We start from the raw sequence: 25,881 nt of genomic DNA, 5'->3' as shown, positions 1-25,881 counted from the left end.
GCACGCACCCCAATCGTCACGTGACGGTACGGGCTGCGGGTGGCGGACCTCAACGATCCGATGCCGGGGAGTCTGCACCGACAACACCACCACCGCCCCGTCAGCACTGACGGCCACCCGGGTGGGGCGCCACCCCTGATCAATCAACGCCACGCCGTCCCAACACGTGCGCATCAATTCGCTGTCCCGGGAGCCACCCCTGTGCGCTGGCCGCGCCGCTGCGGAGTTCATGCTGAAACGGGGGCCGCCGCCGCGGCCTCGGGCTGATGCCAGAAACGATCACCTGGACCCGCCCGCCGCACCGTCCACCCGTCGGCGATCATCGCCCGAAACCGTGCCGGGGTGCGGCCAAACGTCTGGGCCGCTGTCGGCCAGGCGTATTGTCCCTCGACCTGGCCGTCGGCATCGATCAGCAGCCAATCCCCCTCGGCGCCGCGGCGACCGCGATGCCTGCGTTCCCAGTAGTGGCGCACCCACGGATCCCCCGACGGCGGCAAGTCGACGAGCTGGCCCCGATCATGCTGCTCCGGCGTATCGGCGGGCAGCTCCTTCGAATCAGACTGCGCGCAGGCGGGGCACAGCTGCTCGTAGCGGTGAGCGGCCGGGCTATTCCCGCATCCGGCTACATCGTGAGAATCCGAGCTGTGTGTGTCGGAGCGTGCAGCGTGGCTGGTGCCATCCTCGACGATGCGGAACCACCCCCAGCACTGGCGGCAGCGATCCAGGTCGCCAGCAATGCGGCGCAACTGATCAACAGCCTCATCAAGGCGGCCCTTATCCCGCGGCTGCATACCCGGCAGATACACCCCGGCCCACACACCGAACTTGTCACCGGCCTCAATGGCGTCGCGCGCACACCGAGACCGGCGAGACAGCGGGCATGCGGCGCACAGCGCCCGGGCGAGCTCGATGTCATCGGGATGAGTCGAAAAGTAAATCTCGGTGCTGCCGACACACGGGTCGACGGAAGTGGTTGCGGTCATCTGTGTTCTCCCCTCACAGCGTGGACAGCCCTAGAATAGACACGAGGAAAGCACGATTACAAGATGAGCGTGAAAATAATGATGTTCTGTGTGGACGAAACCACGCTAAGCAGTCGTGCCCTCCCGCCAACAGAAACCCAGCTCACGGCACCAAACCACGCCAGCGGGCCACCACAAATCGCGCCAAGACGACACGCCAGCCGCGAATCGCGTCACGATTACTCGATGGGAATCGTGCGAACAAACGTGATTCGCTATCATGACGTGCATGAATGCGTCATGGCGCGCGGGCGTGTCGTGACGCTGCAGGAAGCCGGCGAAGCGTTCCGTCGACTTCGCCAACGACGCGGGTGGACCCTCGAATACATCGAAGAACGCACCGGGATCAGAAAGATGACCCTCAGCCACCTCGAGCGCGGAAACATGACCCCTCGCCCCTCCACGCTGACTCGCCTGGACCGAGGGATGGGATGGCCAGCCGGCACCTTCTCACGCCTGGCCTCCACCCCGGGCGGCGCCGAGGCCCTCGACGCCACCCTCAACCGCCTCATGGACGACCCCTGGGCCGAATCAACGCCAGCCACGCTGCCCATCCGGCAATCCGACGAAATCGAAGTCCTCGAAAACTACGCCATCGCCTACATCGAAACCCTCGACCAGCTCATCGCTAACCTGCCCGACCCCAGCAGCCCCCGCTCAGCGGCGAGCACCCAGGCCGCCCTCGCCCAATGCGCCAAAGCCCAAGTACTCGTCGCCAACTCCTGGCGAGTCGCCGCAGCCACCGACCCCGCCAGCGCCGAACGACTACTCAAACGACTCCGCGAACTCGAACACAAACGACGCGGACTCCTCGGCCGGATACCCAATACCCTCCCCGCGCGCCTCGAACTAGCCTGCCGACGCGCCGAACTGCCCGACCCATTGATAGCCGCCATGAACGGCATCAGCAGCGAAGAACTCTGGCAGATCCGCACCGAAGGAGTCATCCCCGATGGACTCAACACCCGCATCGCGGCATTCCTGAAAGCGATAGGCACCCATGGACCCTGAGACCCTCGAACTGCTCCGGCGCGCCCACGCCGTCTTCGGCACACCCAGCGCACAACCCACCGTCAACGGCGCCGACAACCCGCCACCACTGGACCAGCGCCTCGCCGGCAACGCCGGACTCCACACCGGCGGCGGCCAACCCCAGTACCGCGCCGAACTCACCCGATTCCGCAACGCCCTAGCGGCATCCGCCGGCAACGACACCGAACTCCGTAAGATCCTCGCCCAACTCGCCGCTGACCACGCCGAAGGCCACCAACGCACCCGGACCGTCCTCGACGCCGCCGGCGCCGACCCCGCCCCAGCCGCCAACACCCCCGCCGGCCAGCGCGAGCTCCTCGCCCGCCAAGCGGCCTACACCCGACAAGGCCACGACGCCCTCCGCCAAGCGCACTCCCGCGCACGCCGCACCACCGCGGCACTGCGCGCCCTGCGGTACCGGCGCAACCGCCCGCACGAACACCGCGTCAGCCCCGAACTGCTCCGCCGACTCCCCCACACCCGGGGCGCCAAGGCTCTCAAGCACGCACTCACCCAGCTCGGCGTCAACTACGTCTGGGGAGGAACCACCCCCGGCAAAGGGCTGGACTGCAGCGGACTCGTCCAATACGCCTGGCGAGAAGCCGGCATCAACCTGCCCCGCACCAGCCAAGCCCAAATGAATTTCGGAGCAGCCGTACCCCGCGCCGACATCCAGCCCGGCGACCTCGTCTTCCCCTCCAGCGCCGCCGGCGGCCACGTCCAGATGTACGCAGGCAACGGAAAAGTCATCGAAGCGCCCTACTCGGGGGCCACCGTCCGAATCACCCAAATGCCAAGCCAAGTCATGGCAATTCGACGACCCCTGTAAAGCACGAGGAAACCCATGGACATCAGCAGCCTATTCACCAACGAAACCGACCCGCCGGCATCAAACCCCGCGACGCCGACAAACAAGGCAACAAAAGACCCCACCGCACCCGCGCTAACACCCGTGCAACGCATACGTGCATTCCGTGACGGTGCTCTGGAATTCCCCGACATCAACAAAGCCGCCGACGAACCTGCAATCGATCCACTCGATGACCAGGTCGACAATGATGACTGCGACGCCTTCTCCGATAACGAGAACGCAAGCGACGACAACATTAACGACGACAACGACACCATCATCGACGATGACGACACAACCCCCCACCATTCCACCGAGCAGTCACGCCATGCCCAATGGATAGAAAAAAGACGCAAACCCTTGGCCATCGGCGGAATCCTCATCGCCGCCGGCGCAATCATCCCCGCAATCCTGCCCAACGACCCCGCACCACCCGCCCGAACCACCGCAACCCACACCACCAGCCGCAGCACCCCGCCGCCACCACCAGCACAAGGCGCCGGCGACACCGCCGTACAGCCCACAGCCGTGGAAGTCGGACGCGACGATTGCGCCATCGGCTCCACCCCTCCCCTGGACGCCTTCAACACCACCCCCGGCGAACACCGCACCGCCTGGATCTGCCAACGCCCCTACGGGGCCCCCGGAACCACCATGACGATCACCCTGCCCACCGCCACCACCATCACCGAGATATCGGCAATCCCCGGGTTCGACGGCAAAGCCCCCGACGGCACCGACACCTGGCCCAAATACCAACTCGTCGCCGCCGTCTCCTGGTACCTCGACTACGGCACACCCACCCAACAGCGCTTCACCACCAAACGCGAAACCCAAGCCGTGACCTTCGACCCCCCCGTCGTCTCCAAAACCATCCGCCTGGTCATCAACGAAACCGTCGACGTCCCCCCAGCCCAGGTCACCTCGCCTAGCAACACAGCCACCACGCCCGGACTATTCAGCGGATTTGACGACTGGAGTCGCCAACTAGGCGGCACGACACCCAACTCCCCCACCCCCGGCGCCGGCCCCGGCCAAAGCAACTCCGCCTTCGCCATGGGCTCGATCCAAATCATCGGACACCCGTCGCGCTAGCCCCCAAGCCCTGTTATATCGATGAACTGGCACAACACCGCCCCCGTTAGCCAGCGGCACCGCAATGACCGACCAGCCAGCGCGATCGTTACGCGCCACCAAGCACGGCGAACCCCCATCACGACACCGATCACCCCAGCTCAGCCGGACTAACAACTACCACCCCGCGCCCCAGGCCCCCCAACCCACGCCAGCGCGCCCCGTCACCATGACCGCACACCCTAACAGGCCACTTTGTTAGAGCCAGTGACCAGCACATACGCACCTAACAAAACGCAAAACGCCTGATTAAAACGCATAACAACCCCACCGCCTACCTCCCGCAACGGCGCACGTTGCAGCCCCCGGCCGGGCAGCGCGATCGCCGAGCACCCCGAGTCCCCACCGCGCCGACCCCCTCCCCCGTACGCTCGGGCAGAATAGGCGGTAGAGCAGCGGCCTATCTCGTTGGCCACGAAGTCGCGGATACGTGCCCCCTGCAGCTTGCGGTAGGGCGGGATCGGGCTTGCAGTGCCACGCCGCGGCGATGCAGATCAAGCGGCGGGGCCCAGCGGTTCCAGGGTCGCGTCGAGTTCGCGCAGCCGCAACGATCATTGCCCGGCCCAGGCGACGACCGGACCTAAGAGGCCATCACCGCGGCACGATCAGTCCGCACATCACCAGCGCACTCGACCACTTCCACGGTCAGCAACCCGCCGCTGTCCCGCTCAAGACGAACCCGAGGGTGGCGTCGTAATCGGCTCAACGTCATCTCCAACGCACTGCGATCACTATCAGACGGACCCCCATAGACCTGAGCTGCCACGTCCGCCCGCGAAATAGGCCCATGCACCGCGATCACCCGAGCGACCGCTTGTAACGCCGGAGAAAGGAACTCAAAAGCCGCATCGGCCTGTTCTCGATACGCGGCCGCCGACGCTGTGTACGGCGCACCCACACGCACGAACCGATCCAAACCCGTGAAGGTCAACACCCCGTCACGCATGACCGCTTGATGTTCACCCCGGCCAGCCGAGGCAGGAGCACGCAAACCGTGCCGCGCATTCTGCAACCGCAGACACCACTGAACAGGATCTGGCAACCGCGAAATATCCACTTTCGACAAATTGATCACGATGACTCCCCCGTCGTGATCAGGCGCGACCGCAGCCCATACATTCCTGACAACGCGCCGTTGAGAAGACCACGCACACTGAGCACTCAACGACCACGCAAAATCCGGAAGCGGCGCGTGGACAGTAATCCGGGCATCCCGATCGATAACGCCGTACACACCCATATTCAGATCACACACAGGATCAGGAGTCCCCTGGAGCAATAGTGACCGTAAAATCGCGTCAACCGTCATGACAAATGCCCGTGATCCCGGTAATAGTCATCAATAAGCTCGTGCAATTCTGCGTCAGCCTCCGGGACCGCTGTGCCAGGCGCGATCACCACCGGCATAACCACAGTCACCGGCGCCGGAACATGCGAAGGCGCGCCAGCCGGCGGCGGCGGCAGATGCACATGCACCGTCGACTTGGGCCGCGAAATCCACGCGAACAGCAACTTGACCACAATCACGGCCGCAAGGCATCCAAGAATCGTTGCCGTCATCGTGTCCCGTCCTTTTCAGCCAGCGCTGGATGAGTCAAAGAAGTCGGCCAACCTGCGGGCCAGATGCCGAACAACCCGGGCACGATCAATGGATTGGCGGCAACGCGTTGCGCTACCCACCGCCGATCGGGCAAGCCGGGAATGCACGATCGGCCACGCGGCGCACTGCAGGATTCGTGGCCGGCTGTCGCTGTGAGCGCAGCGCCCAGCCTCGATCCGCGCGGCCCAAGGGCCCCGAGCGGCACGTGACATGGGCGAGGCACCGCTTAATTGTGGCAACGATCAGCGGATCAGGCCAGTCAACACGTCCTGAGCTGCGCAAATGCCCGTTTCAACGGCCGTGTTGGGCACGGAACGGCGTTGCGGCCTGTGCTGGCAGAGGGAGCACGACAAGCGTAAACGTTGGCTGGCCGTGTGCAGGATCGTTGATGTAGAGCAATGGCGCACACCAACAGCTGACCCCGACAAGTCACACCATGGCTCTAGGTTAGTAGTGCGCAACCCCGTGCCACCATGGTCTATCGAAGGGGTAGATGCACCTAAGACGGTTGGCTATTAATTACCTAACCCAGCTAAGCACAACGGGCTAAATTATTAGACGACACGTACGTTGCAGACGAACGCGCGACGCGACGGTACAGGATCAACTGTGTACATCGAGCCGGTACACTGCTGGGCAGGTACAACAGTTCACAATGACAATCAGCAGTAATAAGTAACAATGCAGGTCAGACGGCGGGACAGCATGCAGGACGAAACGCAGGACACCATGCGGGAACACATGCAGGACGGCTTATTGCGGTGGACTGCGGGATGCGGTGCTGGACGACACGCCGTGCGCCCATGTGACAGCGCAACAAGCAGGTAAGCCAGTACGATCACGCCACGACAATAATCAACATGAACCATCTGCACCGGGCACCAACTAAGCACCTCAAGACAACACAACACCAATGCTCGACAACGCAGGGGAGTGCTATGCCGAAACGCAGAGCAATACCACGTATTGACGGTGCCGCACCAAACACCCACAGAAAGGGCATCTGACGTGCTCGTTATCGGCGTCATCAACCAGAAGGGCGGTTCGGGAAAAACGACCGTCGCCATCAACCTCGCAGCGTCCTACGCATGGATGGGCAGGGTCCTGCTCGTCGACGTCGATCCGCAATCATCGGCAACATTCTGGGCCAACCGGGTGGGGGAGAAAGCCAAGTTCGACATCACCGGCAGCACCGACCCCGAGATCCTGACCCAGATCAGAAAACTGCCGTACGAAATCGTCGTCGTAGACACTCCAGGCTCCTTGGAAGGGGCCGACGTACTCAGCGCAGTCATCCCCAAATGCGACATCGCCGTCATCCCAACCGAACCCTCCGCGCTCGGCTTCGAACCGCTACAACGGACCAAGAAACTCGCCGACGAATGCAACGTCCCATGCCGCGTCGTGATTAGCCGAGTGGACCCCAGAAGTGACGGAACCGACGTGGCTGACATCCGCGAACTCCTCACCGCCGCCGACATTCCGTACCTCACAACCCACATCCGTTCGTACAAGGTTCACTCACGCGGACCCCTCGACGGCAAGGTCGTCACCGACATGGGGTGGGGCCGTTCAGCCCGCCACGCCCGCGACGATTTCCAACACCTCAGCCGAGAAATCGTCGGGTTCAACCGCACCCCCACAGCCAAGAAGGGATAAGTCATGGCCAAGGTCTCAATGACGTCACTGCTCGGTAACGCGGACACGCCCAGTCCCGCCGACACCACCGCACCACCCGCACCCCCCGAACCCGTCACAGTGACGAAACCCAGCGACCCCCCAGCCGCTGAACCCCCACAACGCCGCACGACGGACCCCAACAAGGTCGTCAAAAGACTCGCCACCGTCTACACCCGCCAAACCGTCTACAACTCCCTGAGCCGCTACGTGAAAACCCAACGCGCCCGGGGCGAACTGCTCTCCTACGGCGTCGTCGTCCTACTCGCCGTCGAAAAACACGCCACCGAACTAGCCGACCTCTGGAACCGCACAGAAGAACACACCGGCGGGGGAGGACTGTTCGACATCAAAGTCCGCAAAGCCGCACCAAAAAAGGTCCCCTGGCAACTCCACGGCGCCACCCCACAACAAATCCGAAAACTCGACGACATCGCCCACCAGTGGAACGCCCCCAACCGCTCCGTGCTCGTCGAAGAAGCGCTCGTGCGCTACCTCGGCCGCTGAGAAGCCCAAGAGATCGACACGACCAAGGTGCACGTGCGGGCGTTTGTAGAACACCACGGCACGCATGCGGACAACGGCGCGGGTGCCGTACTTGGCCAAGCAACGGCCGGGAGATACCTCCGGACTCGGAGGCGACGTGTGCGATCGGCCCGACCCGCGTCGACGCGCTCGCACAGACGGCGGCGACCGGCCGCCGGGGGAGGAAGTCATGCGCACATATGGTCGAACACCGCAGTGCGCAAGGGTTATCTGTAATCGCTTTGGGGGTGTGTAGGACTGTTACCCGCGTGCGTTTGGGGGTCGGTTTCCTTTGTTGGGGACAGTGTTATCTGTAGTGGTGTCACCGACGTGTTGTGGGTTCGTGGCGGGAACCGGATCGGCCGGCTGGGCGTCTAAACGGGGTATGGATGCTGAGGAGCGCGAAGCCTTTGTGAATGATGGGTTGGATCCGGACGACACGAGCGTTGTTGCCGCGATTGATTTGGTGCGGTGGGAGTTGTCGTTGCTTCTCGGTCAGGACGATTGACTGCTGAGCTCGTCGGCGAGGGCCTGGACGCGGGTGTTGATGTCGTCGCGGATGATTCGCATGCGCTGGATGCCGTCGATACCGCGTAGGGAGGGTTCGTCGGTATCCCAGCGTTGAATGCGGGTGCCGGGGTGGTCGGCGAGGTGGGCTTGGCTGCCGACGATGATAACCAGGTCGGCATCGTCGATCATCTGGTCGGTCAGTTGGGTGGGCTGATGGTAGGTGATGTCGACGCCAACTTCGGCCAGCACCTGCGCTGAGAGAGCGTTGACCGCGGTCTTGGCGTGCGTGCCGGCCGAGGCGATGTGGATGTTGGGTGCGGAGAGGTGGCGCATGAGTCCGGCGGCCATGACGGATTTTCCGGCGTTACTTACGCAGACGAACAACACAGATATGTCAGCCATAATGGTTGTGTCCCTTGGGGTTTTCGTCGGCTAGTTGGTGACGGGCACGTTGAGTTGGGCCAGCAGCTGGTGGATGCGTTGGTCGATCTGGTCGCGGATCGGGCGGACAGCGTCGAGGCCTTGGCGGGCCGGGTCGGGCAGTTCCCAGTTTTCGTAGCGTTTTCCGGGGAAGATCGGGCAGGCGTCGCCGCAGCCCATGGTGATGACGACGTCGGCGGCTTGCACGATTTCGTCGGTCCAGGGTTTGGGGTATTCGCCGGTGATGTCGATGCCGACTTCACGCATGGCTTCGATGGCGGCGGGGTTGATCTCGTTGCCGGGTTCGGATCCGCCCGACCAGGCGAGCGCGTTGTCGCCGGCGTAGTGGGTGAAGAACCCGAGTGCCATTTGGGAGCGGCCGGCGTTGTGGGTGCAGAGGAACAGCACGGTGGGTTTGCCGTCGCTGATCTTGCCTTCGACCCGTGCGAGGGCGTGCAGGCGTTGGCGGGCGAATCGTTCGGCCAGCAGGGGCAGGAAGTTGGCAATGGTGGCGCGGCTGGCGAATTGGTCATACGAGGAGCCGAGATACCGTTCGATGGTTTCGGTGCCGAACGTGTCGGCGAACTCAGATTCCAGCCGGGTGGCGGCAGTTTTCAGCGCGAGTTGTTGGTCGATGGAAAGGTCACCGCGTAGCTGATGGGTCACGGGGCTGTCGGTCATGGTCGATCATTCCGTTCTCGTCGAGCCGGTGGTGGGCACGTGTTGGGAGGTGTGATGGTGGAACCGTTTCCGCAGGGCTAGCGAGACATAGACCAGGGCGACCAGTACCGGAACCTCGATGAGTGGGCCGACCACCCCGGCCAGGGCTTGGCCGGAGGTGGCCCCGTAGGTGGCTATCGCCACCGCGATGGCGAGTTCGAAGTTGTTGCCGGCGGCGGTGAATGCCAGCGTTGTTGTGCGCTCGTAGCCGAGATCCAGCAGCGTGCCGAGCAGGTAGCCCCCGCCCCACATGATCGCGAAGTAGGCCAACAATGGGAGGGCGATGCGGGCTACGTCCCACGGTTGGTGGGTGATCTGATCGCCTTGCAGGGCAAAGAGAATCACGATGGTGAACAGCAGCCCGTAGAGCGCCCACGGCCCGATCCGCGGCAGGAACTTCGACTCATACCACTGGCGGCCCTTCGTCTTTTCTCCGAGGCGCCGCGAGAGGTAGCCGGCGGCCAGTGGGATGCCGAGGAAGATGAGCACGGATTTGGCGATCTGCCAGGGTGAGGTGTCGATGGTGGTTTGTTGCAGGCCGAGCCAGCCGGGCAGCACCGTGAGGTAGAACCAGCCCAGCACGGCGAACATGATGACCTGGAAGATCGAGTTCAAGGCGACCAGGACGGCGGCGGCTTCACGGTCGCCGCAGGCCAGGTCGTTCCAGATGATGACCATGGCGATGCAGCGGGCCAGGCCGACGATGATCAGGCCGGTGCGGTATTCGGGCAGATCCGGTAGCAGCAGCCAGGCCAGGGCGAACATCAGCGCCGGGCCGAGCACCCAGTTCAACACCAGTGAGGAGAGCAGCAGTTTGCGGTCGCCGGTGACGGTGTCGAGGCGGTCGTAGCGGACTTTAGCCAGCACCGGATACATCATGATCAACAACCCGAGCGCGATCGGCAGTGAAATGCCGTCGATCTGAACCTTGTCCAGCGCGCTGTTCAGGCCGGGGATCCAGCGCCCCAGCAGCAGCCCGGCGACCATCGCCGCGCCGATCCAGACCGGCAGGAACCGATCCAGGGTGGAGAGCTTGCCGACCGGTGTCGACGTCGTGGCGGTGTCGGTCATGCCGGCACCCCAGCCGAGGTGCCGAGCAGGACGGTCAGGCTGGCCAGCGCGTCGGGCACGACCGCGTAGTACACCCACGACGCTCGACGCTCCGATGTCAGCAGGCCGGCGTCGCGCAGGACTTTGAGGTGATGGCTCACCGTGGGCTGGGAGACCTCCACCCCGACCGAGATGTCACAGACGCAGGCCTCGCCGCCGGCGTGGCTGGCGATCGCCGAAAACAGCTGCAGCCGCACCGGATCGGCCAGGGCTTTGAGCTTGACCACCATATCGATGGCCTCAGCTGCTGTGAGGGGTTCGCGCAGCAGGGCCCCGGGTGGGCAGCACGTCTCGTCGTCGACCTGGACCGGTGATTTCGACATACATCAATATTGATACTCATCGAATCCATCGTCAAGTCGGGTGGTCGATCGCGGAGGGCCCACCATCATGGCGATGGTGGGCCCTTGGTGCCGCGAGTTGGGTCAGCAGCAGGACGTGGTCTTGGCCGTTTCAGGCTCGGCCTCTGCGGCAGCGGTGCCGCCACAGCAGACGCCACCACCCTGGTCAGCCTCGCCGCCGGCGAGCAGCTGGGGACTGGTGCCGAACGTCTCGGAGTCGGCCAGCACGGTGTAGACCTCCCATTTCTCGCCGGCCGGGCCGGTGACCCAGACCTTGTCCTGGGTGGCAAAACAACAGGTGGTGCCGATCTCCTCGTCGGTGAACAGGCCTTCGCCGGTCAGTCGGGCGATCTCGGCGTGCACCTTCTCGCTGGACTCGACCTCGACACCGAGGTGGTTGATGGTGCCGCCCTTGCCGGGGTTTTCCAGCAGCACCAGCTTCAGTGCCGGCTCGGTCACCGCGAAGTTGGCGTAGCCGGGCTTCACCTTGGCCGGGGAAATGCCAAACAGTTTGGTGTAGAACGTGATCGCCTCGTCGAGATCGTCGACGTTGAGCGCTAACTGAACACGGGACATGATCCACCTCCACTGAGGATGAGACATATATCGAACTGACGCGTCCCGCTCAGAATGCCACCTTTTCGATATATGTCAAGAATTGTGGCAGGATGGTTGTCATGCCCAAAGCGTTGCCCGTGATCGACATGTCCGCCCCGGTGTGCTGCGCCCCGGTGGCCGCCGGGCCGCTCAGCGACGCCGATGCCCTGGAGGTGGCGATGCGGCTGAAGGCGCTGGCCGACCCGGTACGGGTGAAGATCATGTCGCTGATGTTCAGTTCGCGCCCCGGGGGGGAGACCAGCGCGCATCTGGCCGCGGTGCTCGATCTGGCCGAATCCACCGTGAGTCATCACCTCGGGCAGCTGCGTAAGGCCGGGCTGGTGATCTCCGATCGGCGCGGCATGAACGTTTTTCACCGGGTGAAACCCGAAGCCCTGCAAGCCCTGTGCGTGGTGCTCGACCCGAACTGCTGCACGTAGCCCAAGGGGCGCTGTCGGGGTTGCTTTCGAGGGGTGCGGTCACCGTGGTGAATAGCCCCGCGGCGGGCCGTCACGAGTGGCGCGGCGAAGGGTCGGCGCAGTCGGCCGAGCAGAACCACCAATCCCGGCCGCCGTGGTGGCGGTGAGCGGGTGCGGTCGCCGGGTCGATACGCATGCCGCAGACCGGGTCACGCGGATAACGGGCCGCGGCCAGCGCGATCCGGTGCAGCGGGACCGCGGTGGTGATATTGCGCAGCACCGGCGCACCGATCGGTGTGGTGGGCAACCCGATCCCGGTGGCCGCCGGCACGATCGCGTCGGTCAGCACCGCGTCGCCGGCGCCGGCCAGGGCGGTGATGCGGGCGGCGATATTGACCGCATGCCCAAAGAAATCGCCGCCGCGGCCGATGGCGGGCCCGTGGTGGATGCCGGCCTGTATCGGCAGAAATCCGTCGGCAGCGGCCACCCGGTCGGCCAGGACGGTGATCGTGGCCATCATCTGGCTGGGGGTGGCGGCGGCCAGCATGACCGCATCCCCAATCGTCTTCACCACCTGCACCCCGGGCCCGAGGGCGGCGTGGGCGAGGTCGGCCAGCCGCGCCGCCAACTGGGCGGCCTCCCGATCGCCGCAGGCCTCGGTGAGCACGCTGTAGCCGGCCAAGTCGACGAAGGCCACCGTCACCTCCACCGTGGTGAAGTCAATGGTGGTGTCGGGCAACATCATTGGCCCCGCATCATCTGACGATCGCGGATGCGGCCGATCCACGGCAGGAAGCGGCCCACCGTAGCGGCGTAATCGGTGTAGGCGCGGCCATGGACCCGGCGCAGATAGGGTTCCTCCACCCCACGCACCTGCACCTCGATCCCTACGACCGCGATCACCAGCCCGGCGATCGCCACCAGGTTGCCCACCATCAGCGCCAGGCCGATCAAGGTGACCAGCAGCGCGGTGAAGATCGGGTTGCGCACCAGCGCGAACGGGCCGGTGGTGACCAGCTCGGTGGTTTCGGTGTCGTCGACCCCGATCCGCCACGACGCCCCCAACCCCAACTGCGCGACCAAGGTCAGCACGATCCCGCCGGCCACCACCACGACCCCGAACCCCTGCACCCATCCGCGGTCGAAAACGCCCAGGGCAGACAGGCCGGCCAGGGCGGCGGCCGGTGCCCCGACCCCCACCAGCAGATACCCCACATCGGCGACCGCCAGCGCCCACCACTCCAGCGTCGGCTCGGGGCGCCAACCGCGCCGGTTGCCGCTGTCACCGGTGCGGGCCAGCTGAATCCGGCGCCGCCACGCCCCGATCACCAGCATCAACACCACAAACAAGCCCAGCGCCGCATAGGCCATCGCGCACGCCCCCTTCCCGGCCGGCTTGACCAAACCCACCCCGGCATCGTTGCTTGGCGATGTTGCCCGGCTTGACCGATCAATGATGTGTGACGCTATCATCGTCGTGTGGCGATGAAAAGTGGTGTGGTCGAGGCCCCGGTGTGCGGGAGCTTGGATGCGGCGACGGCGTTGTTTCACAGCCTGTCCGATGGCACCCGGTTGGCGATCCTGCGGCGGCTGGCCGTGGGTGAGGCCCGGGTGGTGGATCTGACCGGCGAGCTGGGGTTGGCGCAGTCGACGGTGTCGGCGCATCTGGCCTGCCTGCGCGACTGCGGCCTGGTCGATTACCGGCCGCAGGGCCGGGCCTCGGTGTACCGGCTGGCCCGCCCGGAGCTGTTGGAGATGTTTCGCGCCGCCGAAGCGGTGCTGGAGGCCACCGGCAACGCGGTCGCGTTGTGCCCCAACTACGGCCACCCCACCACGCGGAAGAAGGCAACACGATGAGCGAAGCGTGCGGCTGCGGCAACGACCGCGACGAGGACGAACGCGAACCCGAACGGCTCTGGGAGGTCAGCGAACTACGCGCCGCCGCCGCGGCCGGGGTGCTGCTGCTGGCCGGCTACGTCGTGGGCTGGACCGACGGGCCGCGGCCGATCGAAATCGGCCTGTACGCGCTGGCGTTGGCGATCGGGGCTGCGACGTTCGTGCCCTCGACCGTGCGGCGGCTGGCCAAAGGCCAGATCGGGGTCGGCACGCTGATGACGATCGCCGCGGTCGGCGCGGTGATCCTCGGCGAGGTCGGCGAGGCCGCCATGCTGGCGTTCCTGTTCTCGATCAGCGAGGGGCTGGAAGAATACTCACTGGCCCGCACCCGCCGCGGCCTGCGCGCATTGCTGTCACTGGTGCCCGATCAGGCCACCGTCCTGCGCGACGGCACCGAAACGGTCGTTGCGCCCAACGAGTTGCGGGTCGGCGATCGGATGCTGGTCAAACCCGGCGAACGGGTCGCCACCGACGGCACCATCGTGTCGGGGCGCACCGCACTGGATGTTTCGGCGATCACCGGCGAATCCGTACCGGTGGAAGCCGGGCCCGGCGGTGAGGTGTTCGCCGGGTCGATCAACGGCACCGGCGTGCTGGAGGTCGAGGTCACCAGCACCGCCGCGGATAACTCCCTGGCCCGCATCGTGGCCATCGTGGAAGCCGAACAATCCCGTAAAGGTGAAGCCCAGCGCCTGGCCGACCGCATCGCCAAACCCCTCGTCCCGGCCATCATGATCGCCGCCGCCGCGATCGCTGCCATCGGGTCAATCCTGGGTGATCCGGTGGTGTGGATCGAACGCGCCCTGGTGGTACTGGTCGCCGCGTCGCCGTGCGCGCTGGCGATTTCGGTGCCGGTCACCGTGGTCGCGGCGATCGGCGCGGCCAGCAAGCTCGGTGTCCTGGTCAAAGGCGGCGCCGCGCTGGAAGCCCTCGGCGCGGTGCGCACCATCGCCCTGGATAAGACCGGCACCCTGACCGCCAACAAACCCACCGTCATCGACGTGGCCACCACCAACGGGGCCACCCGCGAACAGGTGCTCGACGTGGCGGCCGGGTTGGAGGCGCGCAGCGAACATCCCCTGGCCGCAGCGATCCTCGCCGCCACCGATGGCCCGGTCCGCCCGGCCGAGGATGTCGAAGCGGTCACCGGCGCCGGGCTCACCGGCCACCGTGACGGCCGCCGGCTGCGGCTCGGGAGACCCGGCTGGCTCGATGCCGGCCCGCTGGCCGACCAGGTCGCCGCGATGCAGGCCGGCGGCGCCACCGCGGTCCTCGTCGAAGACCACGACCACCTGATCGGCGCGATCGCGGTGCGTGACGAACTGCGCCCCGAAGCCGCCCACGTCGTCGCGGCGCTGCGCCGCGGCGGCTATCGGGTGGCGATGTTGACCGGCGACAACCCAGCGACCGCGACCGCCCTCGCTGAACAGGTCGGGATCGACACCGTGCATGCCGACCTGCGACCCGAAGACAAAGCCGCCCTGATCGCTCAACTGCGCCAACAACAATCGACCGCCATGGTCGGTGACGGCGTCAACGACGCTCCCGCCCTGGCGACTGCCGACCTGGGCATCGCCATGGGGGCGATGGGCACCGACGTGGCCATCGAAACCGCCGACGTCGCCCTCATGGGCGAAGACCTGCGCCACCTCACCCAAGCCCTCGATCACGCCCGCCGGGCCCGGCGCATCATGCTGCAAAACGTCGGACTCTCCTTGGGCTTGATCACCGTACTCATCCCGCTGGCCCTCACCGGAATATTGGGGTTGGCCGCCGTCGTCGCGGTGCACGAACTCGCCGAGATCGTCGTCATCGCCAACGGCGTCCGCGCTGGGCGCACCAAACCCCTCGACGAGGAGATCGCTGCCGCCCAGCCGGCCACCGCACCAGCGCCAACCGCAACGATCCGTTGACCGTCGCGCCCGAACACCGAAAAGATGGTGGTCAGGTGCTGTGGTGGGGTGCTGCCCCGGTCGAGCACGGCGTGCCAGCGTGCCTGGCCATGCAGGGTTGCATTCCGTACCTAGGTACAGGTTTATCGTCGAGCTATGGCGTTCGATGAACCCCCCGGCTGGGTGCCCGAGTCGTGTTCGTTACCGACGGCCGAGCAACCGCTGCGGGTGGCCGAGTTCGACCGGTTGTTCGGTCAAGCAGTGCTGGGTTGGGACCGACCCAGTGCCACCCGGTTGGACCTGGCCCTGGCCGCCGATGCCGAGGACGACGCCCGTGACCTGGCCGCGCGTGAAGTCGGCTGCTGCTCGTTCTTCGGCTTCGAGTTCGACTCGGACGGGTCGAATGTGGTCATGCGCATCGAGGTGCCGCCGTCGCGGGCCGAGGTGCTTGATGCCGTGACCGAGCGGGTCGCAGCAGCTGTGCGGGGCCCACGGTGAACGGGACGGGATTGCGCAGCGGGCAGGTCGCGGCCGCGGCGGGGGTGAACATTGAGACGCTGCGCTATTACGAGCGCCGCGGTCTGCTGCGTGAGCCGCAACGGTCGCTGGGTGGGCATCGGCTGTATCCGCCGGAAACGGTCACCATGATGCGGGTGATCAAAGCCGCCCAGCGTTTGGGCTTCACCCTCGACGAAGTCGCCGAATTGTTGGCCGCCACCCGCCTCGGTGGCCGTTCTGATGTGGGGCTGCAGGCACGGGCCGCGGCCAAGCTGGCCGAGGTCGACGAGAAATTGGTCGAGCTGACCGCGGTGCGCGACACGCTGCGCGCCGCGCTGGCCGCCGGCTGTGACGATCTCCTGGCATGCGTCGAGAGTCCTTGCTGCCCACTGCCATTCACTACCGGGAACGATAGCGCGATGGGAGGTGGCACCCAGGGGTGCTGCAGCCCCTCAACGTCGGGCCCGATCGCCTAGGGTCACCGATCATGGTGGTGCGTTCAATCCTGTTATTCGTGCTGGCCGCGGTAGCCGAGATCGGCGGTGCGTGGCTGGTATGGCAAGGCGTCCGCGAACAACGCGGCTGGCTGTGGGCCGGGCTGGGAGTGATCGCGCTCGGCGTCTACGGGTTTGTCGCTACCCTGCAGCCCGACGCTCACTTCGGCCGGATTCTGGCGGCCTACGGTGGGGTGTTCGTCGCGGGATCGCTGGTCTGGGGCATGGCGCTGGATGGGTTTCGGCCCGATCGCTGGGATGTGATCGGGGCCCTGGTCTGCATGGCCGGGGTGGCGGTGATCATGTACGCACCCCGCGCACACTGACACCCTCTTCACGAGGCGGTGAGGCTGTGATCGAGTTCCTGCCGGACACGACCGGCAATGTCGTCGGGATCAGTTTTCGCGGCAAGCTGTACCGAGGGAGCTACCGCGACGTGCTCGCGCCGCGCATCGAGTCGTTGTTGGAGCGCTTCGCGTCACTGCGGGTGTTGATCCTCATCGACGAATCGTTTAGGGGCTGGAGTGTTCCCGCGGCGTGGGCCAACACGGTTTTCGACGTCAAGCACCGACGGGACTTCGACAAGATCGCCATGGTGGGTGCCCCGACATGGGAGGAATGGTGCGTAAAAGCACCCGCTACGTTGCTGCTGCGCGGCGAACTGCGGACTTTCCCCCGCAGTCAACTCAACCAGGCATGGGAGTGGCTGCACTCATAGCCACCCGTTCGTCGATTCGTCGACTCGGCCACTGCCTCACCTCAGACGACAGTCGACCGACGACGATTGCGGTTCCGCAGACGGGATCGTCGAACTGAGCTCTTCCAGAAATGGCTCGACGACACCAGGCAACGTCGAACGTCAATCCGCGGCATCCGGCGACGTGGGTGAACCATCCGGTGTGGCAGCCAATTTCGCTCGCACCGGCCGCTGCCACCTCGTCAGCGGGTTGCTCGGCAATCGCCGAACTCACCCACCAGCCGCCCTGGCCGAGCAGCAGCGACAACTCCCACCGCACAACAGCAACCGCCATCACCACCTGCTCGTCATCCGGATCAACACCCTCATCCACGAGCGCCGGGCGCTCCTCAGCATCCACACCCCATCGGACAGCCAACCCGCCGCTCCGGTTGCCGACCAGACCCGCACGGCAACGGTGACGCCACTACACATCCCCGCCACCCACGGCGGTCACCAGCGAGAACGTTGACTCGCGCCCGACCGCCGACCGAGAGTTCGAAAACACCGGCAACCGACCATCAAGGACATCCCTACAGATAACACTGTCGCTCACGATCAGAACCAATCCCTTACCCCGTCAGCGACAGTCAAGGACACCGCAATACGGCCAACAGGTAACCCCGCTCCTGTTTTGCCGGGCGCAGCTCGACCATTTCGCCGGGGTTGGGCTGCCGGTGTCATCCTTGCCGGGCGGTGCCGTGCTCACCGGTGGCGCCCAGGCGGTGGATTTCACCGTGGGCGGCGGCCAGGTCGTGTTTGAGCTGTTTGATTTCGGCTTTGAGTGCGCTGATGGTGGTTTCGTAGCCGCGTTTTTGGGTGCGCAGCTGTTCACGCAGCGCTGCGGTGACACTCGAGGGCGTCGCGGCGTTGTCGGGGGCCGCGGTGCTCAGCCGTGGCGCAGGAGTGTTGGCGGCGGCTTTGACCTCGGCCAGCAGGTCGGCGTGGTTGTAGATGGTCTTGCGGGAGACATCGGCGTAGCGGGCCAGGGCGTTGGGGTTGATGGTCAGGCCTTTGCGTTGCATTTCGCGCAGCGCCTTTTTGATCTTGGCGCGGGCTTGGTTGCGGCTCTTGGTCGAAGCACGGCGCAGCCCGTCGAGGGAACGGGGCATACTCACCGCCCGCCGGGGCGTGGGCGCGGTTGGCCGGCCTTGTCGAGAGCCGACTGGTGTGCCCCGCGGGTCTGGATCTGCAGCAGCGGCAACCGAGGCGCGGTCCCCGCGCCGGCCACCGATCCGTGCCCTGGTGTCTGCCCGGGTGTGTTGAGGCGATCGATGATGGCCTGCAGCGAGGCGATTTCGCGGCGCCGCTCGATGATCCAGATGTTGTCGTCGGTCAGCTCGCGTCCGGCGCGTGCCCGGTACTGCTCACGGCGGGTGGCGATCAGTGCTTCGGTGGCGGCCAATTGCGCACGCAACTCGCCCAGATGCGTGGCGTCGGTGGCGAAATGCCCGCACGATAGACAGGCTTCTCTGAACTTGCCAGTCGAGCTCAATGTCTTGGTCATGAGGGGAACACCTTCGGCCGCAGAAGTGGGGTGCCGAGATCGACCAGACCCGCGGAGTTCAGTCGATGGTCGATTTGGGTGAGCTTGTCGTTGGCTCCGGCCAGGCTGACCTGGAGTCCCTCGACTTCTCCGAGCCAGCCGTGCAGCTTGGCCTCGGCAATCCGGTCCTGCAGGTTGTTCCGGATCTCTTCTAGGCGGTGTCGTTGTGCTGGGTCCGGCCGCAGCAGTGAGCAGCGGACACAGGCGTGCTCGTGAATGCACGGTGTGCCGAACGCCCGTCCGCACGTCCCAACGGATACTTTGCGCTTCTCGAAGTGGACGAGGAAGTCGTCCCATTCGTCGTCGGTCGGGGTCCGATATTCTTCGCTGGGTCGGGTTGCCCGCCGGCGGGCGATGAAAGCTCGATGGGCTTCGATTGCTTCCATCGGGTAGACGGCTTTGTATCCCATCGTGGTTTCAATTGTCTTGTGTCCGCAGATGATTTGGGCAATATGGGGTGGCAGACCGCTCATGATTGCGTCGGTGACAAAGATCCGTCTGAAATCGTGCGGCACGAAGGTGAGTGGTTCGCCGGTGGCGTCGGTGAGTCCACTGGCGGCGAGAGCGTCAACGAGCAGTTTCCGGATGCCCATGGCGGTGAAGGGCCGGTTTTCGTTGCCGACAGTACGCTGGAACAGCAGCGGCATCGGTGGATTCCAGATCCGCTCACGCAGGTCATAGGACGGCACGACGGGTATTACTGCGGCTGACCCTCGTAGTCGAGTGATGATGCCGCTGAGCACGTCGGCGAGTTCAGGGCTGACCAGCAGGAGCCGTTCGGCGTCGGTCTTGGACGGAGCGATCTGCAGGAGCGGTACCAGCTCGCCGGTCGACGGCAATCGATATTGAATGATGCTGTGATGGCTGAGCTCGAGCAGCTCTTCGCAACGAATACCGGTCAGGCGCAACACTTCAATGGTTGCGTGCGCCCAGAATGCGTCGTCTGCTTCGCAGGATAGGTTGCGGCGTTTGCCAGTTGCGGTCTCTTCAGCCCAGAACTGTCGGCCCTTCGACTTCGCGACGATGGCTCTGCGGAGCAGGCCGTCAGTGCCCGCAATCACCTCCCCGGGCTGGGTTTGTTGTGCGGCACTGAGATGTTGCTCGGCGGTGCGGTGACGTTCGACTGCGTTGCGCACCAGCGTCAGCAGGACAGGAAGCCGCTCGCGGGTCCGATGGTCCATGCGTGCCTTGCGGTGTTTGCGCTCCTTGACGCGGCTGATCTCGGCGTTGCTGATCGGGCATGGCGCCGCCCACTGGGCCCAGCGGGCGGGGTCGTCGACAGCCCAGTGCGCGATGTCGAGGTAGAAGGCTCGCACCTTCATCATTTCGTCCTTGACGTTGAGTCTCGGACTACAGACTTCGATCTTTTCCCCGACCGCATTAGTGACGTTGCGCTTCTTCGTGGCGATGTCCTCCTTCCATTTCCTGGCGGTGTCCAGGGGCAGGTGCAAGTTGTTGATCTCGGGGTGGATGGCCTCGATCCGTGCCCAAAACAGGCCGGCCAGCGTACGACAGGTCATGTCGAGACTGGAGTAGTCGAGCGATGCTTGGCGTTCGCGGAGGTAGTCGACGATTAGGTCGCGCACCGGCTCGCATCGTATGGGGTATCGGTCGACCATCTCCTCGATGGTCAGACGACCGGCCGCCAAACCGAAAGCCCTTAGTGTGTGCGGTGCGTCTTCGGCAAATACGCCGATCGCGCGAAGCCGTAGATAGAAGTCGAGCTTGTTCTGGCCGCCGTGCGCGTGCGCTTCGCGCATGGTGTCGACCAATTCCACGCAATCACCAACGGTAATGTCCGCGATGCGCCCGCCTTTGCAGGCCAACAGGGTCGCGACCCTTGTGGCCGCGACGCGCGCATCGGCGGCGCAGCTGGACTCGCTCATCGAGGCCACGCCTAGCCGTGCGAAGCCGTCCGGGTCTCTGGACTGTGCCATCGCGGGCGCAAGCTTGCCGTGTGTTCGGGTAAGCATCCACTTCATGCTGGGGCGGATGATGTCGCCGCAGAGCAGCATTAACAGCCCCGAGGCCAGATCGCCCGGAATGTAGCTGGCGGCTTGGCCGCGTTTGGCTAACCACTCCACCGGCAGTTGGGTCCAGGCACGGCCGGGATAGTTTTCAACTCCGCTGTTCTGCCAGCGCATTTGCCAGGTTTCGCCGGGAAATGACGCCAGCCAAGCCAGTAGGTTGGTTGCGCCGCGCCGGCGCCCGGCGTTCGTCTGGGCTGTAACCACGACGTACGGTGGCGACGTCAGTCGTCGCAGTGTGTCTTCGGCCGATTGCTCGGTCTCTGGCCAAGCGTGTTCGATCTGGCGGGGCTGGAAACGCTCACGTAGCTCCTTATTGCGTGCACCTACTTGTGCCCGCGGGGTTTTTGGTGCCGAAAGCGATTTTCGAGCAACGTGTTTGGTGCTGATCACCGTCACAGCGACCTCCCGAACAGCACGTTCAACGCCTGCGGGTCATAGCCGGGGGCAGGCGGCGGTGGTGAATCTGACTTGCCGGCCTCACGGGCGTGGTGGGCCAACACACCGGCGATCACCTCGCCAGTGGTGGGTGTCAGATAGCGTTCTGTGGTCGTCAGGTGTGCATGGCCGAGCACCCATTGCACATCGGTCAACGTCAATTGCTCGTCGCGCACCATACGCTGGGCAGCACTGTGACGTAAGTCGTGCAGAGTCCAGTCCGAACCCAACGCGGCATTGGCGCGTTCGAACATGCGGTGGGCAGCGTGATAAGACAAGGGACGCAACGGTTGTCGCCGCGTCCACCACAGGGGCCGCGCTTTTTGGTGCGGCAGGTTGTCCGGCAATTCTGCTTGATAGAGCCGCAACCAAACGAACGCATCGGGCGACGCGGGCAGTTGCTGGATCGCGCGGGATCCCTTACGCACCACAGTGATCAGCTGTTGGCCCGGGTCGATGTCACACTGGCGAGCACCCAGCAGCTCCGATGCTCGGGCTCCGGTCGAGATCCAGAACGACACCAGAGCGCGGTCACGGTTGGACGGCAGTGCCGCGAAAAGTGTGTTGAACCGTTCGTCGGGAATCGCCCGCGGAATCCGGTTCGGCACTTTGGGGCGGTAACGCCCCACCCGGTCGCGGTTCCACGCGTCCATCGGGTTGTGGTGGGCGTTAGCCCGATCGACGCGACGCGCGACATCCAGAGGAAAGGGATTGAGAATAGGCCCCGTACCGGTATCGCGCTGGAAGTCATAAAAGCCACGGAGCACCGTCTCGCTGTGGGCGATCGTTGCCGCTGCATACCCAGGTCCCAGGGCGGGCTTGCCGGTGACGGGGTTCGGCGGCTCAACCGACTCCGTTGTTGCGACATTGCGGCCCGTAACTGTGGCCGTGGCCGTGCGCCGGTGTTTGACAGCGAGCTGAATCCAACAGCTGAAGTCGCGGGCCTCTGTACGAGTCGCGCGGCGCCATCCGACGTCAACGGCGTCGAGGAAGCGCCACCACCGCAGCAGATCCATGCCGTAGGAACGCAACGTCGCCGGTGAGCGGCCGGCGGCCAGCAGCTCGCGCAGAAACATGGACACCGGTTCGACGACGACACCGGAGGCATCGACTAACTGGAATGGCTCACCGGGATCCTCGGTAGCGACGAGTCGACCTCCACGCGACACGACTAGACAGGCCACATCCCTTGCTTGCTTTCGGTCTTCAGGCATGGCCGGCAAGTTATCGGGGCTGATGCATCACGCGGCCAAACGCCACGCGAATCGGTCAGTTAGTTCAGTCAACGGGGCGTTGCCCTTGTCGCAGGTCTTCAGCGGCGGCAGCAGACACACCCCGTTGGGTAGCACCCGGTCGGTGCGCGCGGCCAGCTGAGTCATCTCGTAGATGTCGTGCGGGGCGATATCCACCTCGGCGCCATGTGCACCGATCTTTTTGTGCTTGAGGAATTCTGCTTCGGCGGTGGCTGCCAGGGTGGCCGCATACCGGGCGGTCATCTCCGGGCTCTTATGCCCGAGGTAGCGCTGAACGACGTGAAACGGGACGCCGTCGTTGAGTAGCTCGGTGGCCCGGGTATGGCGCAGCCGATGGGTTTGGGTGAACCGCAGCGGCCGGCCCGCGTGATCGGTCATCGAGTGCATTGCGTCGAGCTTTTCCAGCATCGTGCGGTAGGTGGTGTAGGGCCGCGGCCGCTGGCCGCGGTATTGGTTTTTCAGCCCCAGAAACAGATACCGCGGATTCAGTTGCGGGTAGGTGGCTTTGAGCCAGTCTTGCTGTTCGGTGATGATGTCGACGACGGCCTGCTCCACCAGGATGGTCGGGATGACCCCGTCGACTTTGGTCTGCTGATAGCGCAGCCGGGCCACGAACGCCGCACTGTCGGGTTGGCTGCCCACGGGACGGTCGTGTCCGGGAATCGCCTCAAGCGGGTCGTGGTCGAGCATGAGGATTTCGGAGGCGCGCCGCCCGGTCAGCGCTTGCAGCAGCCACACCCGCGCGGCCTGCGGATCGCCCAGGCCCGGCAGGACGGTCAGATTCCCATCCGCCCGGGTCAGCACCACCTTGGCCTTGGCATCGGCGGCCAGCACGTCCAGGTAGGTCAGCATGCGCTGCAAATCCCCGGTCGAATACCAAGTCAGGTCGCGTTCACCGCGGCGCCGGCGCGGAGCGTTCAGCGGCGACCACAACGCGGTGTGGGTCAGCGTGGCTTGGCGCCACCGGGGGTTGCCGGTGGCGGTGGCCGCTTCGGCGGCGTGATCGTGCATGAACGTGTAGAACGCCTGGGTTTGGGCTTGCAGGCTGGCCACGGTGCCCGCGGTCAAACGGTGCGAGTGGGTGGCGGCCTGCGGGGAGCGCAGATACTCCAGGTAATCGACGAACACCTGCCGCAACCGATCGGGATCGGTACTGAACAGGGGGTCGTCGAGGTGGCCGTGGCTGCGGGTGAACCGGCCCAGCTGCGATCCCAGATTGCGGCACCGGTCGGTGACCGAGGACCAGGTCAGCAGATCGTAGGTCAAGGCGCTGCGCAGCCAGAACCGCAATCCTTCACGCAGCCAGGCCGGTTCGATGCCGCGCAGCCGGACCGTCTTGTCGTGGCTGGGTTCATGATCGCGTTGCGGAATCCGCGGATCAGCACGCAGATCCCAGATGTCATGCGACCACCACGGGGCCTCGGTGCAGCGCACCGCCACGCTCAGGTGCAGATGCTCGATCAGGTGGCCGATGTTGCGCCGCGAACCGGCCGAGGGCAACCGGTGGTTGCGCCGTTCAAACACCAGCGTGGCCTGCCGCATCATCTCGGTCGGGTCCAGCTCAGCGACGCTGACCGGCGAAGACCCGGTGCGACTGGTGTGCTCGGCGATTGCGCCCGGCAGCGCGCGGGCCAGCCAGCCCAGCAGCGACGGCTCGATCTTGCGCAGCTGTTGATCCCAGCACAGCCACACCCACCAGGCGATCTCCTGGCCGAAACGCACCGGCGCACCCATCGGTGTGTAGTCGCGTTCGGTCTCGGCGTATTCGGGGCGGCGGTACTGGCTTGCGAAGACGAACACCTCGTCAAACGGGGCGGTGGCGATCCGGTAGACCGAGCGCCGCCACGGTGTGGGAACCCGAGCCCACTGCGCTTCCCACGGGTGCGCGGCCCCCAGCGGTCCCGCCCCGGTCACCGCCGCCGGCGGATCAGTCGGAGGAATCATGGTGCACGCCTTTCCATCCGGCCACGTAGTTGCGCCACTGAGCCAGGGTGCGCATCTCGGCGTCCTCGGTGACCCACCCGTAGGTCGACAGCGTGGTCTGAATGTCGGCATGACCCAGCCGGCGCATCACCACATGCGGCGGGGCGCCCGAGAGCAGCAGCGCGGTGGCATGGGTGTGGCGCAGCCAGTGCGGCGTCCACTGCCGCGGCAGCGCAGGGCACCGATAGGTCAGGGAATCGACTTTGGCGTAGACGGTTTCGGGTCGCGTCGGGGCGAACCGCTGGCCACGGACCAGGTTGACGAACACAAAATGGGTGTCCAGATCCGGCACCACCAGATCGGCCCCGCGGTCCACCAGATGCCACACATATGCCGAATACAGTGCCTCCAGGTCATCCCCGATATAGATCCGGCGGGCCCGCAGCGTCTTACCGCGCACCCCGCGCGGATGGTCCTGGCGCGCGGCCACATCGATAAACGGTGTGCCCCCGGCGCCGATATGAAAATCCTGGTGCCGCAACGACAACGCCTCACCCAGGCGCATCCCGGTCTCGGCCAGCACCGCGAACAGCAACCGGTCCCGCAACCCCGAGTCCGGCCCCGACCACTGCTGCCCACTCTGGGTGGCGCAGCCGTCGAGGATCGCGCTGACCTGGGCGGGCAACAACACCGGTGTCGCCGCCCGGTTGCCGCGGCGCACCGTGTAGACCGGTCGGTCCTTGACCCGCGGCGACCCCACCCCGGCCAGCATCGGCACATACCGTGACCGGGAGCGCTTGCCGCGACTGATGAACAGCCGCTGATACGGCCCAGCCAGGCCGTGCGCATCGGCATGGAAGCGATAGCACGCCAGCACCGCCGCCGCCCGCAACTGCGTGCTCGCCGGACTCAGCCAGCCTTGCGGTGCTCCGATGCGCGCGGTGCCCGGCAGATCGCCGGTGCGCAGATAAGCCAGAAACTGGCCGAACAATCCCGTGGAGATCTCACGCCAATCCGTGCCGGTGTGTTCCAACACCGTCCACCACGCCGCCAACCCGGCCGCATACGCCTTGACGGTGTTCGGCGAGGCCTCATCATCGCGCAGAAACTGCAAGAACTCCTCAGCCGCCCTGACCGGCAGGCCATCGGCGCCCAGCACCGTGTAGGTGTCGGGCCGATCGGTCACAGCAACCCGCTGTGTGCGTGACATCCCCCCGACCG

General features: G+C 65.3%; 27 protein-coding genes and 2 pseudogenes. 13 read left to right on the top strand and 16 right to left on the bottom strand.

The window, feature by feature from the left end:
* Positions 1-227: 227 nt before the first annotated feature.
* Complete coding sequence (locus C0J29_RS32120) at positions 228-983, bottom strand: WhiB family transcriptional regulator (protein WP_120795219.1); 756 nt, start codon at positions 981-983, stop codon at positions 228-230.
* A 63-nt stretch (positions 984-1,046) separates the two neighbouring features.
* Here C0J29_RS32120 and C0J29_RS32115 point away from each other — a divergent pair, with 63 nt between their 5' ends.
* The 3 genes from C0J29_RS32115 to C0J29_RS32105 all read left to right on the top strand — a co-directional run bounded on the left by C0J29_RS32115 (position 1,047) and on the right by C0J29_RS32105 (position 3,999).
* On the top strand, positions 1,047-2,033 hold the full coding sequence (locus C0J29_RS32115) for a helix-turn-helix domain-containing protein (protein WP_120795218.1): 987 nt from the start codon (positions 1,047-1,049) through the stop codon (positions 2,031-2,033).
* Positions 2,023-2,883 carry a C40 family peptidase gene (locus tag C0J29_RS32110; protein ID WP_120795217.1) on the top strand — a complete coding sequence of 287 codons (861 nt, stop codon included), beginning with the start codon at positions 2,023-2,025 and terminating at the stop codon, positions 2,881-2,883. Before C0J29_RS32115 ends, C0J29_RS32110 begins: the two co-directional genes overlap by 11 nt.
* Positions 2,884-3,006: 123 nt before the next feature.
* Positions 3,007-3,999 carry a hypothetical protein gene (locus C0J29_RS32105; protein WP_162951693.1) on the top strand — a complete coding sequence of 331 codons (993 nt, stop codon included), beginning with the start codon at positions 3,007-3,009 and terminating at the stop codon, positions 3,997-3,999.
* Positions 4,000-4,618: 619 nt separating this feature from the next.
* Here the strand turns inward: C0J29_RS32105 and C0J29_RS33155 are convergent.
* Positions 4,619-5,113, bottom strand: a complete 495-nt coding sequence (locus C0J29_RS33155) for a hypothetical protein (RefSeq protein WP_162951692.1) — start codon at positions 5,111-5,113, stop codon at positions 4,619-4,621.
* A 230-nt stretch (positions 5,114-5,343) separates the two neighbouring features.
* Positions 5,344-5,598 carry a hypothetical protein gene (locus C0J29_RS32100; protein ID WP_120795215.1) on the bottom strand — a complete coding sequence of 85 codons (255 nt, stop codon included), beginning with the start codon at positions 5,596-5,598 and terminating at the stop codon, positions 5,344-5,346.
* A gap of 1,012 nt (positions 5,599-6,610) precedes the next feature.
* Between C0J29_RS32100 and C0J29_RS32095 the strand changes: the two genes are divergently transcribed.
* Together C0J29_RS32095 and C0J29_RS32090 are read left to right on the top strand one after the other, a co-directional pair.
* Positions 6,611-7,297 (top strand): ParA family protein, encoded by a 687-nt coding sequence (locus C0J29_RS32095; protein WP_277950761.1) that lies wholly within the window; start codon positions 6,611-6,613, stop codon positions 7,295-7,297.
* A 3-nt stretch (positions 7,298-7,300) separates the two neighbouring features.
* Positions 7,301-7,822, top strand: coding sequence for a hypothetical protein (locus C0J29_RS32090; protein WP_120795213.1), 522 nt, complete (start codon positions 7,301-7,303; stop codon positions 7,820-7,822).
* Between the two features lie 513 nt (positions 7,823-8,335).
* Here C0J29_RS32090 and C0J29_RS32085 read toward each other — a convergent pair.
* From C0J29_RS32085 to C0J29_RS32065, 5 genes and pseudogenes are all read right to left on the bottom strand, one after another.
* Positions 8,336-8,752, bottom strand: a complete 417-nt coding sequence (locus C0J29_RS32085) for an arsenate-mycothiol transferase ArsC (RefSeq protein ID WP_120795212.1) — start codon at positions 8,750-8,752, stop codon at positions 8,336-8,338.
* Between the two features lie 30 nt (positions 8,753-8,782).
* On the bottom strand, positions 8,783-9,451 hold the full coding sequence (locus C0J29_RS32080; protein WP_120795211.1) for an arsenate reductase ArsC: 669 nt from the start codon (positions 9,449-9,451) through the stop codon (positions 8,783-8,785).
* A 39-nt stretch (positions 9,452-9,490) separates the two neighbouring features.
* Positions 9,491-10,561 (bottom strand): annotated as a pseudogene (gene arsB / locus C0J29_RS32075) (ACR3 family arsenite efflux transporter); the annotation flags it as partial.
* The gene (locus C0J29_RS32070; RefSeq protein WP_120795209.1) at positions 10,558-10,923 is read right to left on the bottom strand and encodes an ArsR/SmtB family transcription factor; all 366 of its coding nucleotides are present in this window, start codon (positions 10,921-10,923) and stop codon (positions 10,558-10,560) included. The pseudogene arsB and the gene C0J29_RS32070, both read right to left, overlap by 4 nt.
* A 102-nt stretch (positions 10,924-11,025) precedes the next feature.
* Positions 11,026-11,517, bottom strand: coding sequence for an ArsI/CadI family heavy metal resistance metalloenzyme (locus C0J29_RS32065; RefSeq protein WP_120795208.1), 492 nt, complete (start codon positions 11,515-11,517; stop codon positions 11,026-11,028).
* Between the two features lie 101 nt (positions 11,518-11,618).
* Between C0J29_RS32065 and C0J29_RS32060 the strand changes: the two genes are divergently transcribed.
* The gene (locus C0J29_RS32060) at positions 11,619-11,978 is read left to right on the top strand and encodes an Rv2640c family ArsR-like transcriptional regulator (protein ID WP_120795252.1); all 360 of its coding nucleotides are present in this window, start codon (positions 11,619-11,621) and stop codon (positions 11,976-11,978) included.
* Between the two features lie 70 nt (positions 11,979-12,048).
* Here the strand turns inward: C0J29_RS32060 and C0J29_RS32055 are convergent, their stop codons facing one another.
* Together C0J29_RS32055 and C0J29_RS32050 are read right to left on the bottom strand one after the other, a co-directional pair.
* Positions 12,049-12,702: an adenylate/guanylate cyclase domain-containing protein gene (locus C0J29_RS32055; RefSeq protein WP_120795207.1), complete on the bottom strand. Its 654-nt coding sequence runs from the start codon at positions 12,700-12,702 to the stop codon at positions 12,049-12,051.
* Positions 12,699-13,367 carry a methyltransferase family protein gene (locus C0J29_RS32050; protein ID WP_240743954.1) on the bottom strand — a complete coding sequence of 223 codons (669 nt, stop codon included), beginning with the start codon at positions 13,365-13,367 and terminating at the stop codon, positions 12,699-12,701. Before C0J29_RS32050 ends, C0J29_RS32055 begins: the two co-directional genes overlap by 4 nt.
* 75 nt (positions 13,368-13,442) lie before the next feature.
* On the opposite strand from C0J29_RS32050, the gene C0J29_RS32045 reads away from it, so the two are divergent.
* From C0J29_RS32045 to C0J29_RS32015, 7 genes are all read left to right on the top strand, one after another.
* Positions 13,443-13,814, top strand: coding sequence for an ArsR/SmtB family transcription factor (locus C0J29_RS32045; protein WP_120795206.1), 372 nt, complete (start codon positions 13,443-13,445; stop codon positions 13,812-13,814).
* Positions 13,811-15,766: a heavy metal translocating P-type ATPase gene (locus C0J29_RS32040; protein WP_240743953.1), complete on the top strand. Its 1,956-nt coding sequence runs from the start codon at positions 13,811-13,813 to the stop codon at positions 15,764-15,766. Before C0J29_RS32045 ends, C0J29_RS32040 begins: the two co-directional genes overlap by 4 nt.
* A 135-nt stretch (positions 15,767-15,901) precedes the next feature.
* A complete protein-coding gene (locus C0J29_RS32035; protein WP_120795205.1) occupies positions 15,902-16,243 on the top strand; it encodes a hypothetical protein in 342 nt (113 codons plus the stop codon).
* Complete coding sequence (locus tag C0J29_RS32030) at positions 16,240-16,719, top strand: MerR family transcriptional regulator (RefSeq protein ID WP_120795204.1); 480 nt, start codon at positions 16,240-16,242, stop codon at positions 16,717-16,719. The genes C0J29_RS32035 and C0J29_RS32030 overlap by 4 nt, the downstream gene beginning before the upstream one ends.
* A gap of 11 nt (positions 16,720-16,730) precedes the next feature.
* Positions 16,731-17,063 carry a YnfA family protein gene (locus C0J29_RS32025; RefSeq protein WP_120795203.1) on the top strand — a complete coding sequence of 111 codons (333 nt, stop codon included), beginning with the start codon at positions 16,731-16,733 and terminating at the stop codon, positions 17,061-17,063.
* A gap of 26 nt (positions 17,064-17,089) precedes the next feature.
* On the top strand, positions 17,090-17,455 hold the full coding sequence (locus C0J29_RS32020) for a SpoIIAA family protein (protein ID WP_120795202.1): 366 nt from the start codon (positions 17,090-17,092) through the stop codon (positions 17,453-17,455).
* A gap of 163 nt (positions 17,456-17,618) precedes the next feature.
* On the top strand, positions 17,619-17,945 hold the full coding sequence (locus tag C0J29_RS32015; protein WP_120795201.1) for a hypothetical protein: 327 nt from the start codon (positions 17,619-17,621) through the stop codon (positions 17,943-17,945).
* Between the two features lie 208 nt (positions 17,946-18,153).
* On the opposite strand, the gene C0J29_RS32010 is transcribed toward C0J29_RS32015, so the two are convergent.
* The 6 genes and pseudogenes from C0J29_RS32010 to C0J29_RS31985 form a co-directional block, all read right to left on the bottom strand.
* Positions 18,154-18,585 (bottom strand): transposase, encoded by a 432-nt coding sequence (locus C0J29_RS32010; RefSeq protein ID WP_120795200.1) that lies wholly within the window; start codon positions 18,583-18,585, stop codon positions 18,154-18,156.
* A gap of 2 nt (positions 18,586-18,587) precedes the next feature.
* Positions 18,588-18,941 (bottom strand): annotated as a pseudogene (locus C0J29_RS32005) (tyrosine-type recombinase/integrase); the annotation flags it as partial.
* 35 nt (positions 18,942-18,976) lie between these two features.
* Positions 18,977-21,445, bottom strand: coding sequence for a site-specific integrase (locus tag C0J29_RS32000; RefSeq protein WP_120795199.1), 2,469 nt, complete (start codon positions 21,443-21,445; stop codon positions 18,977-18,979).
* Positions 21,442-22,698: a tyrosine-type recombinase/integrase gene (locus C0J29_RS31995; protein ID WP_120795198.1), complete on the bottom strand. Its 1,257-nt coding sequence runs from the start codon at positions 22,696-22,698 to the stop codon at positions 21,442-21,444. Before C0J29_RS31995 ends, C0J29_RS32000 begins: the two co-directional genes overlap by 4 nt.
* A gap of 27 nt (positions 22,699-22,725) precedes the next feature.
* Complete coding sequence (locus tag C0J29_RS31990; RefSeq protein ID WP_242460741.1) at positions 22,726-24,678, bottom strand: tyrosine-type recombinase/integrase; 1,953 nt, start codon at positions 24,676-24,678, stop codon at positions 22,726-22,728.
* On the bottom strand, positions 24,665-25,870 hold the full coding sequence (locus C0J29_RS31985; protein ID WP_120795197.1) for a tyrosine-type recombinase/integrase: 1,206 nt from the start codon (positions 25,868-25,870) through the stop codon (positions 24,665-24,667). Before C0J29_RS31985 ends, C0J29_RS31990 begins: the two co-directional genes overlap by 14 nt.
* Positions 25,871-25,881: the final 11 nt, after the last annotated feature.

Source organism: Mycobacterium paragordonae, from assembly GCF_003614435.1.
Classification (GTDB): Bacteria; Actinomycetota; Actinomycetes; order Mycobacteriales; family Mycobacteriaceae; genus Mycobacterium; species Mycobacterium paragordonae.
Note: the sequence above shows the minus strand (reverse complement) of the source record. Positions and strands in the feature narration are given on the sequence as shown.

Bases quoted from the DNA above. Each gene is read 5' to 3' on its own strand.
- C0J29_RS32120 (WP_120795219.1), bottom strand. From the start codon at position 983: ATGACCGCAACCACTTCCGTCGACCCGTGTGTCGGCAGCACCGAGATT.
- C0J29_RS32115 (WP_120795218.1), top strand. From the start codon at position 1,047: ATGAGCGTGAAAATAATGATGTTCTGTGTGGACGAAACCACGCTAAGC.
- C0J29_RS32110 (WP_120795217.1), top strand. From the start codon at position 2,023: ATGGACCCTGAGACCCTCGAACTGCTCCGGCGCGCCCACGCCGTCTTC.
- C0J29_RS32100 (WP_120795215.1), bottom strand. From the start codon at position 5,598: ATGACGGCAACGATTCTTGGATGCCTTGCGGCCGTGATTGTGGTCAAG.
- C0J29_RS32090 (WP_120795213.1), top strand. From the start codon at position 7,301: ATGGCCAAGGTCTCAATGACGTCACTGCTCGGTAACGCGGACACGCCC.
- C0J29_RS32085 (WP_120795212.1), bottom strand. From the start codon at position 8,752: ATGGCTGACATATCTGTGTTGTTCGTCTGCGTAAGTAACGCCGGAAAA.
- C0J29_RS32080 (WP_120795211.1), bottom strand. From the start codon at position 9,451: ATGACCGACAGCCCCGTGACCCATCAGCTACGCGGTGACCTTTCCATC.
- C0J29_RS32070 (WP_120795209.1), bottom strand. From the start codon at position 10,923: ATGTCGAAATCACCGGTCCAGGTCGACGACGAGACGTGCTGCCCACCC.
- C0J29_RS32065 (WP_120795208.1), bottom strand. From the start codon at position 11,517: ATGTCCCGTGTTCAGTTAGCGCTCAACGTCGACGATCTCGACGAGGCG.
- C0J29_RS32060 (WP_120795252.1), top strand. From the start codon at position 11,619: ATGCCCAAAGCGTTGCCCGTGATCGACATGTCCGCCCCGGTGTGCTGC.
- C0J29_RS32055 (WP_120795207.1), bottom strand. From the start codon at position 12,702: ATGATGTTGCCCGACACCACCATTGACTTCACCACGGTGGAGGTGACG.
- C0J29_RS32045 (WP_120795206.1), top strand. From the start codon at position 13,443: ATGAAAAGTGGTGTGGTCGAGGCCCCGGTGTGCGGGAGCTTGGATGCG.
- C0J29_RS32040 (WP_240743953.1), top strand. From the start codon at position 13,811: ATGAGCGAAGCGTGCGGCTGCGGCAACGACCGCGACGAGGACGAACGC.
- C0J29_RS32035 (WP_120795205.1), top strand. From the start codon at position 15,902: ATGGCGTTCGATGAACCCCCCGGCTGGGTGCCCGAGTCGTGTTCGTTA.
- C0J29_RS32025 (WP_120795203.1), top strand. From the start codon at position 16,731: ATGGTGGTGCGTTCAATCCTGTTATTCGTGCTGGCCGCGGTAGCCGAG.
- C0J29_RS32010 (WP_120795200.1), bottom strand. From the start codon at position 18,585: ATGCCCCGTTCCCTCGACGGGCTGCGCCGTGCTTCGACCAAGAGCCGC.
- C0J29_RS31995 (WP_120795198.1), bottom strand. From the start codon at position 22,698: ATGCCTGAAGACCGAAAGCAAGCAAGGGATGTGGCCTGTCTAGTCGTG.
- C0J29_RS31985 (WP_120795197.1), bottom strand. From the start codon at position 25,870: ATGTCACGCACACAGCGGGTTGCTGTGACCGATCGGCCCGACACCTAC.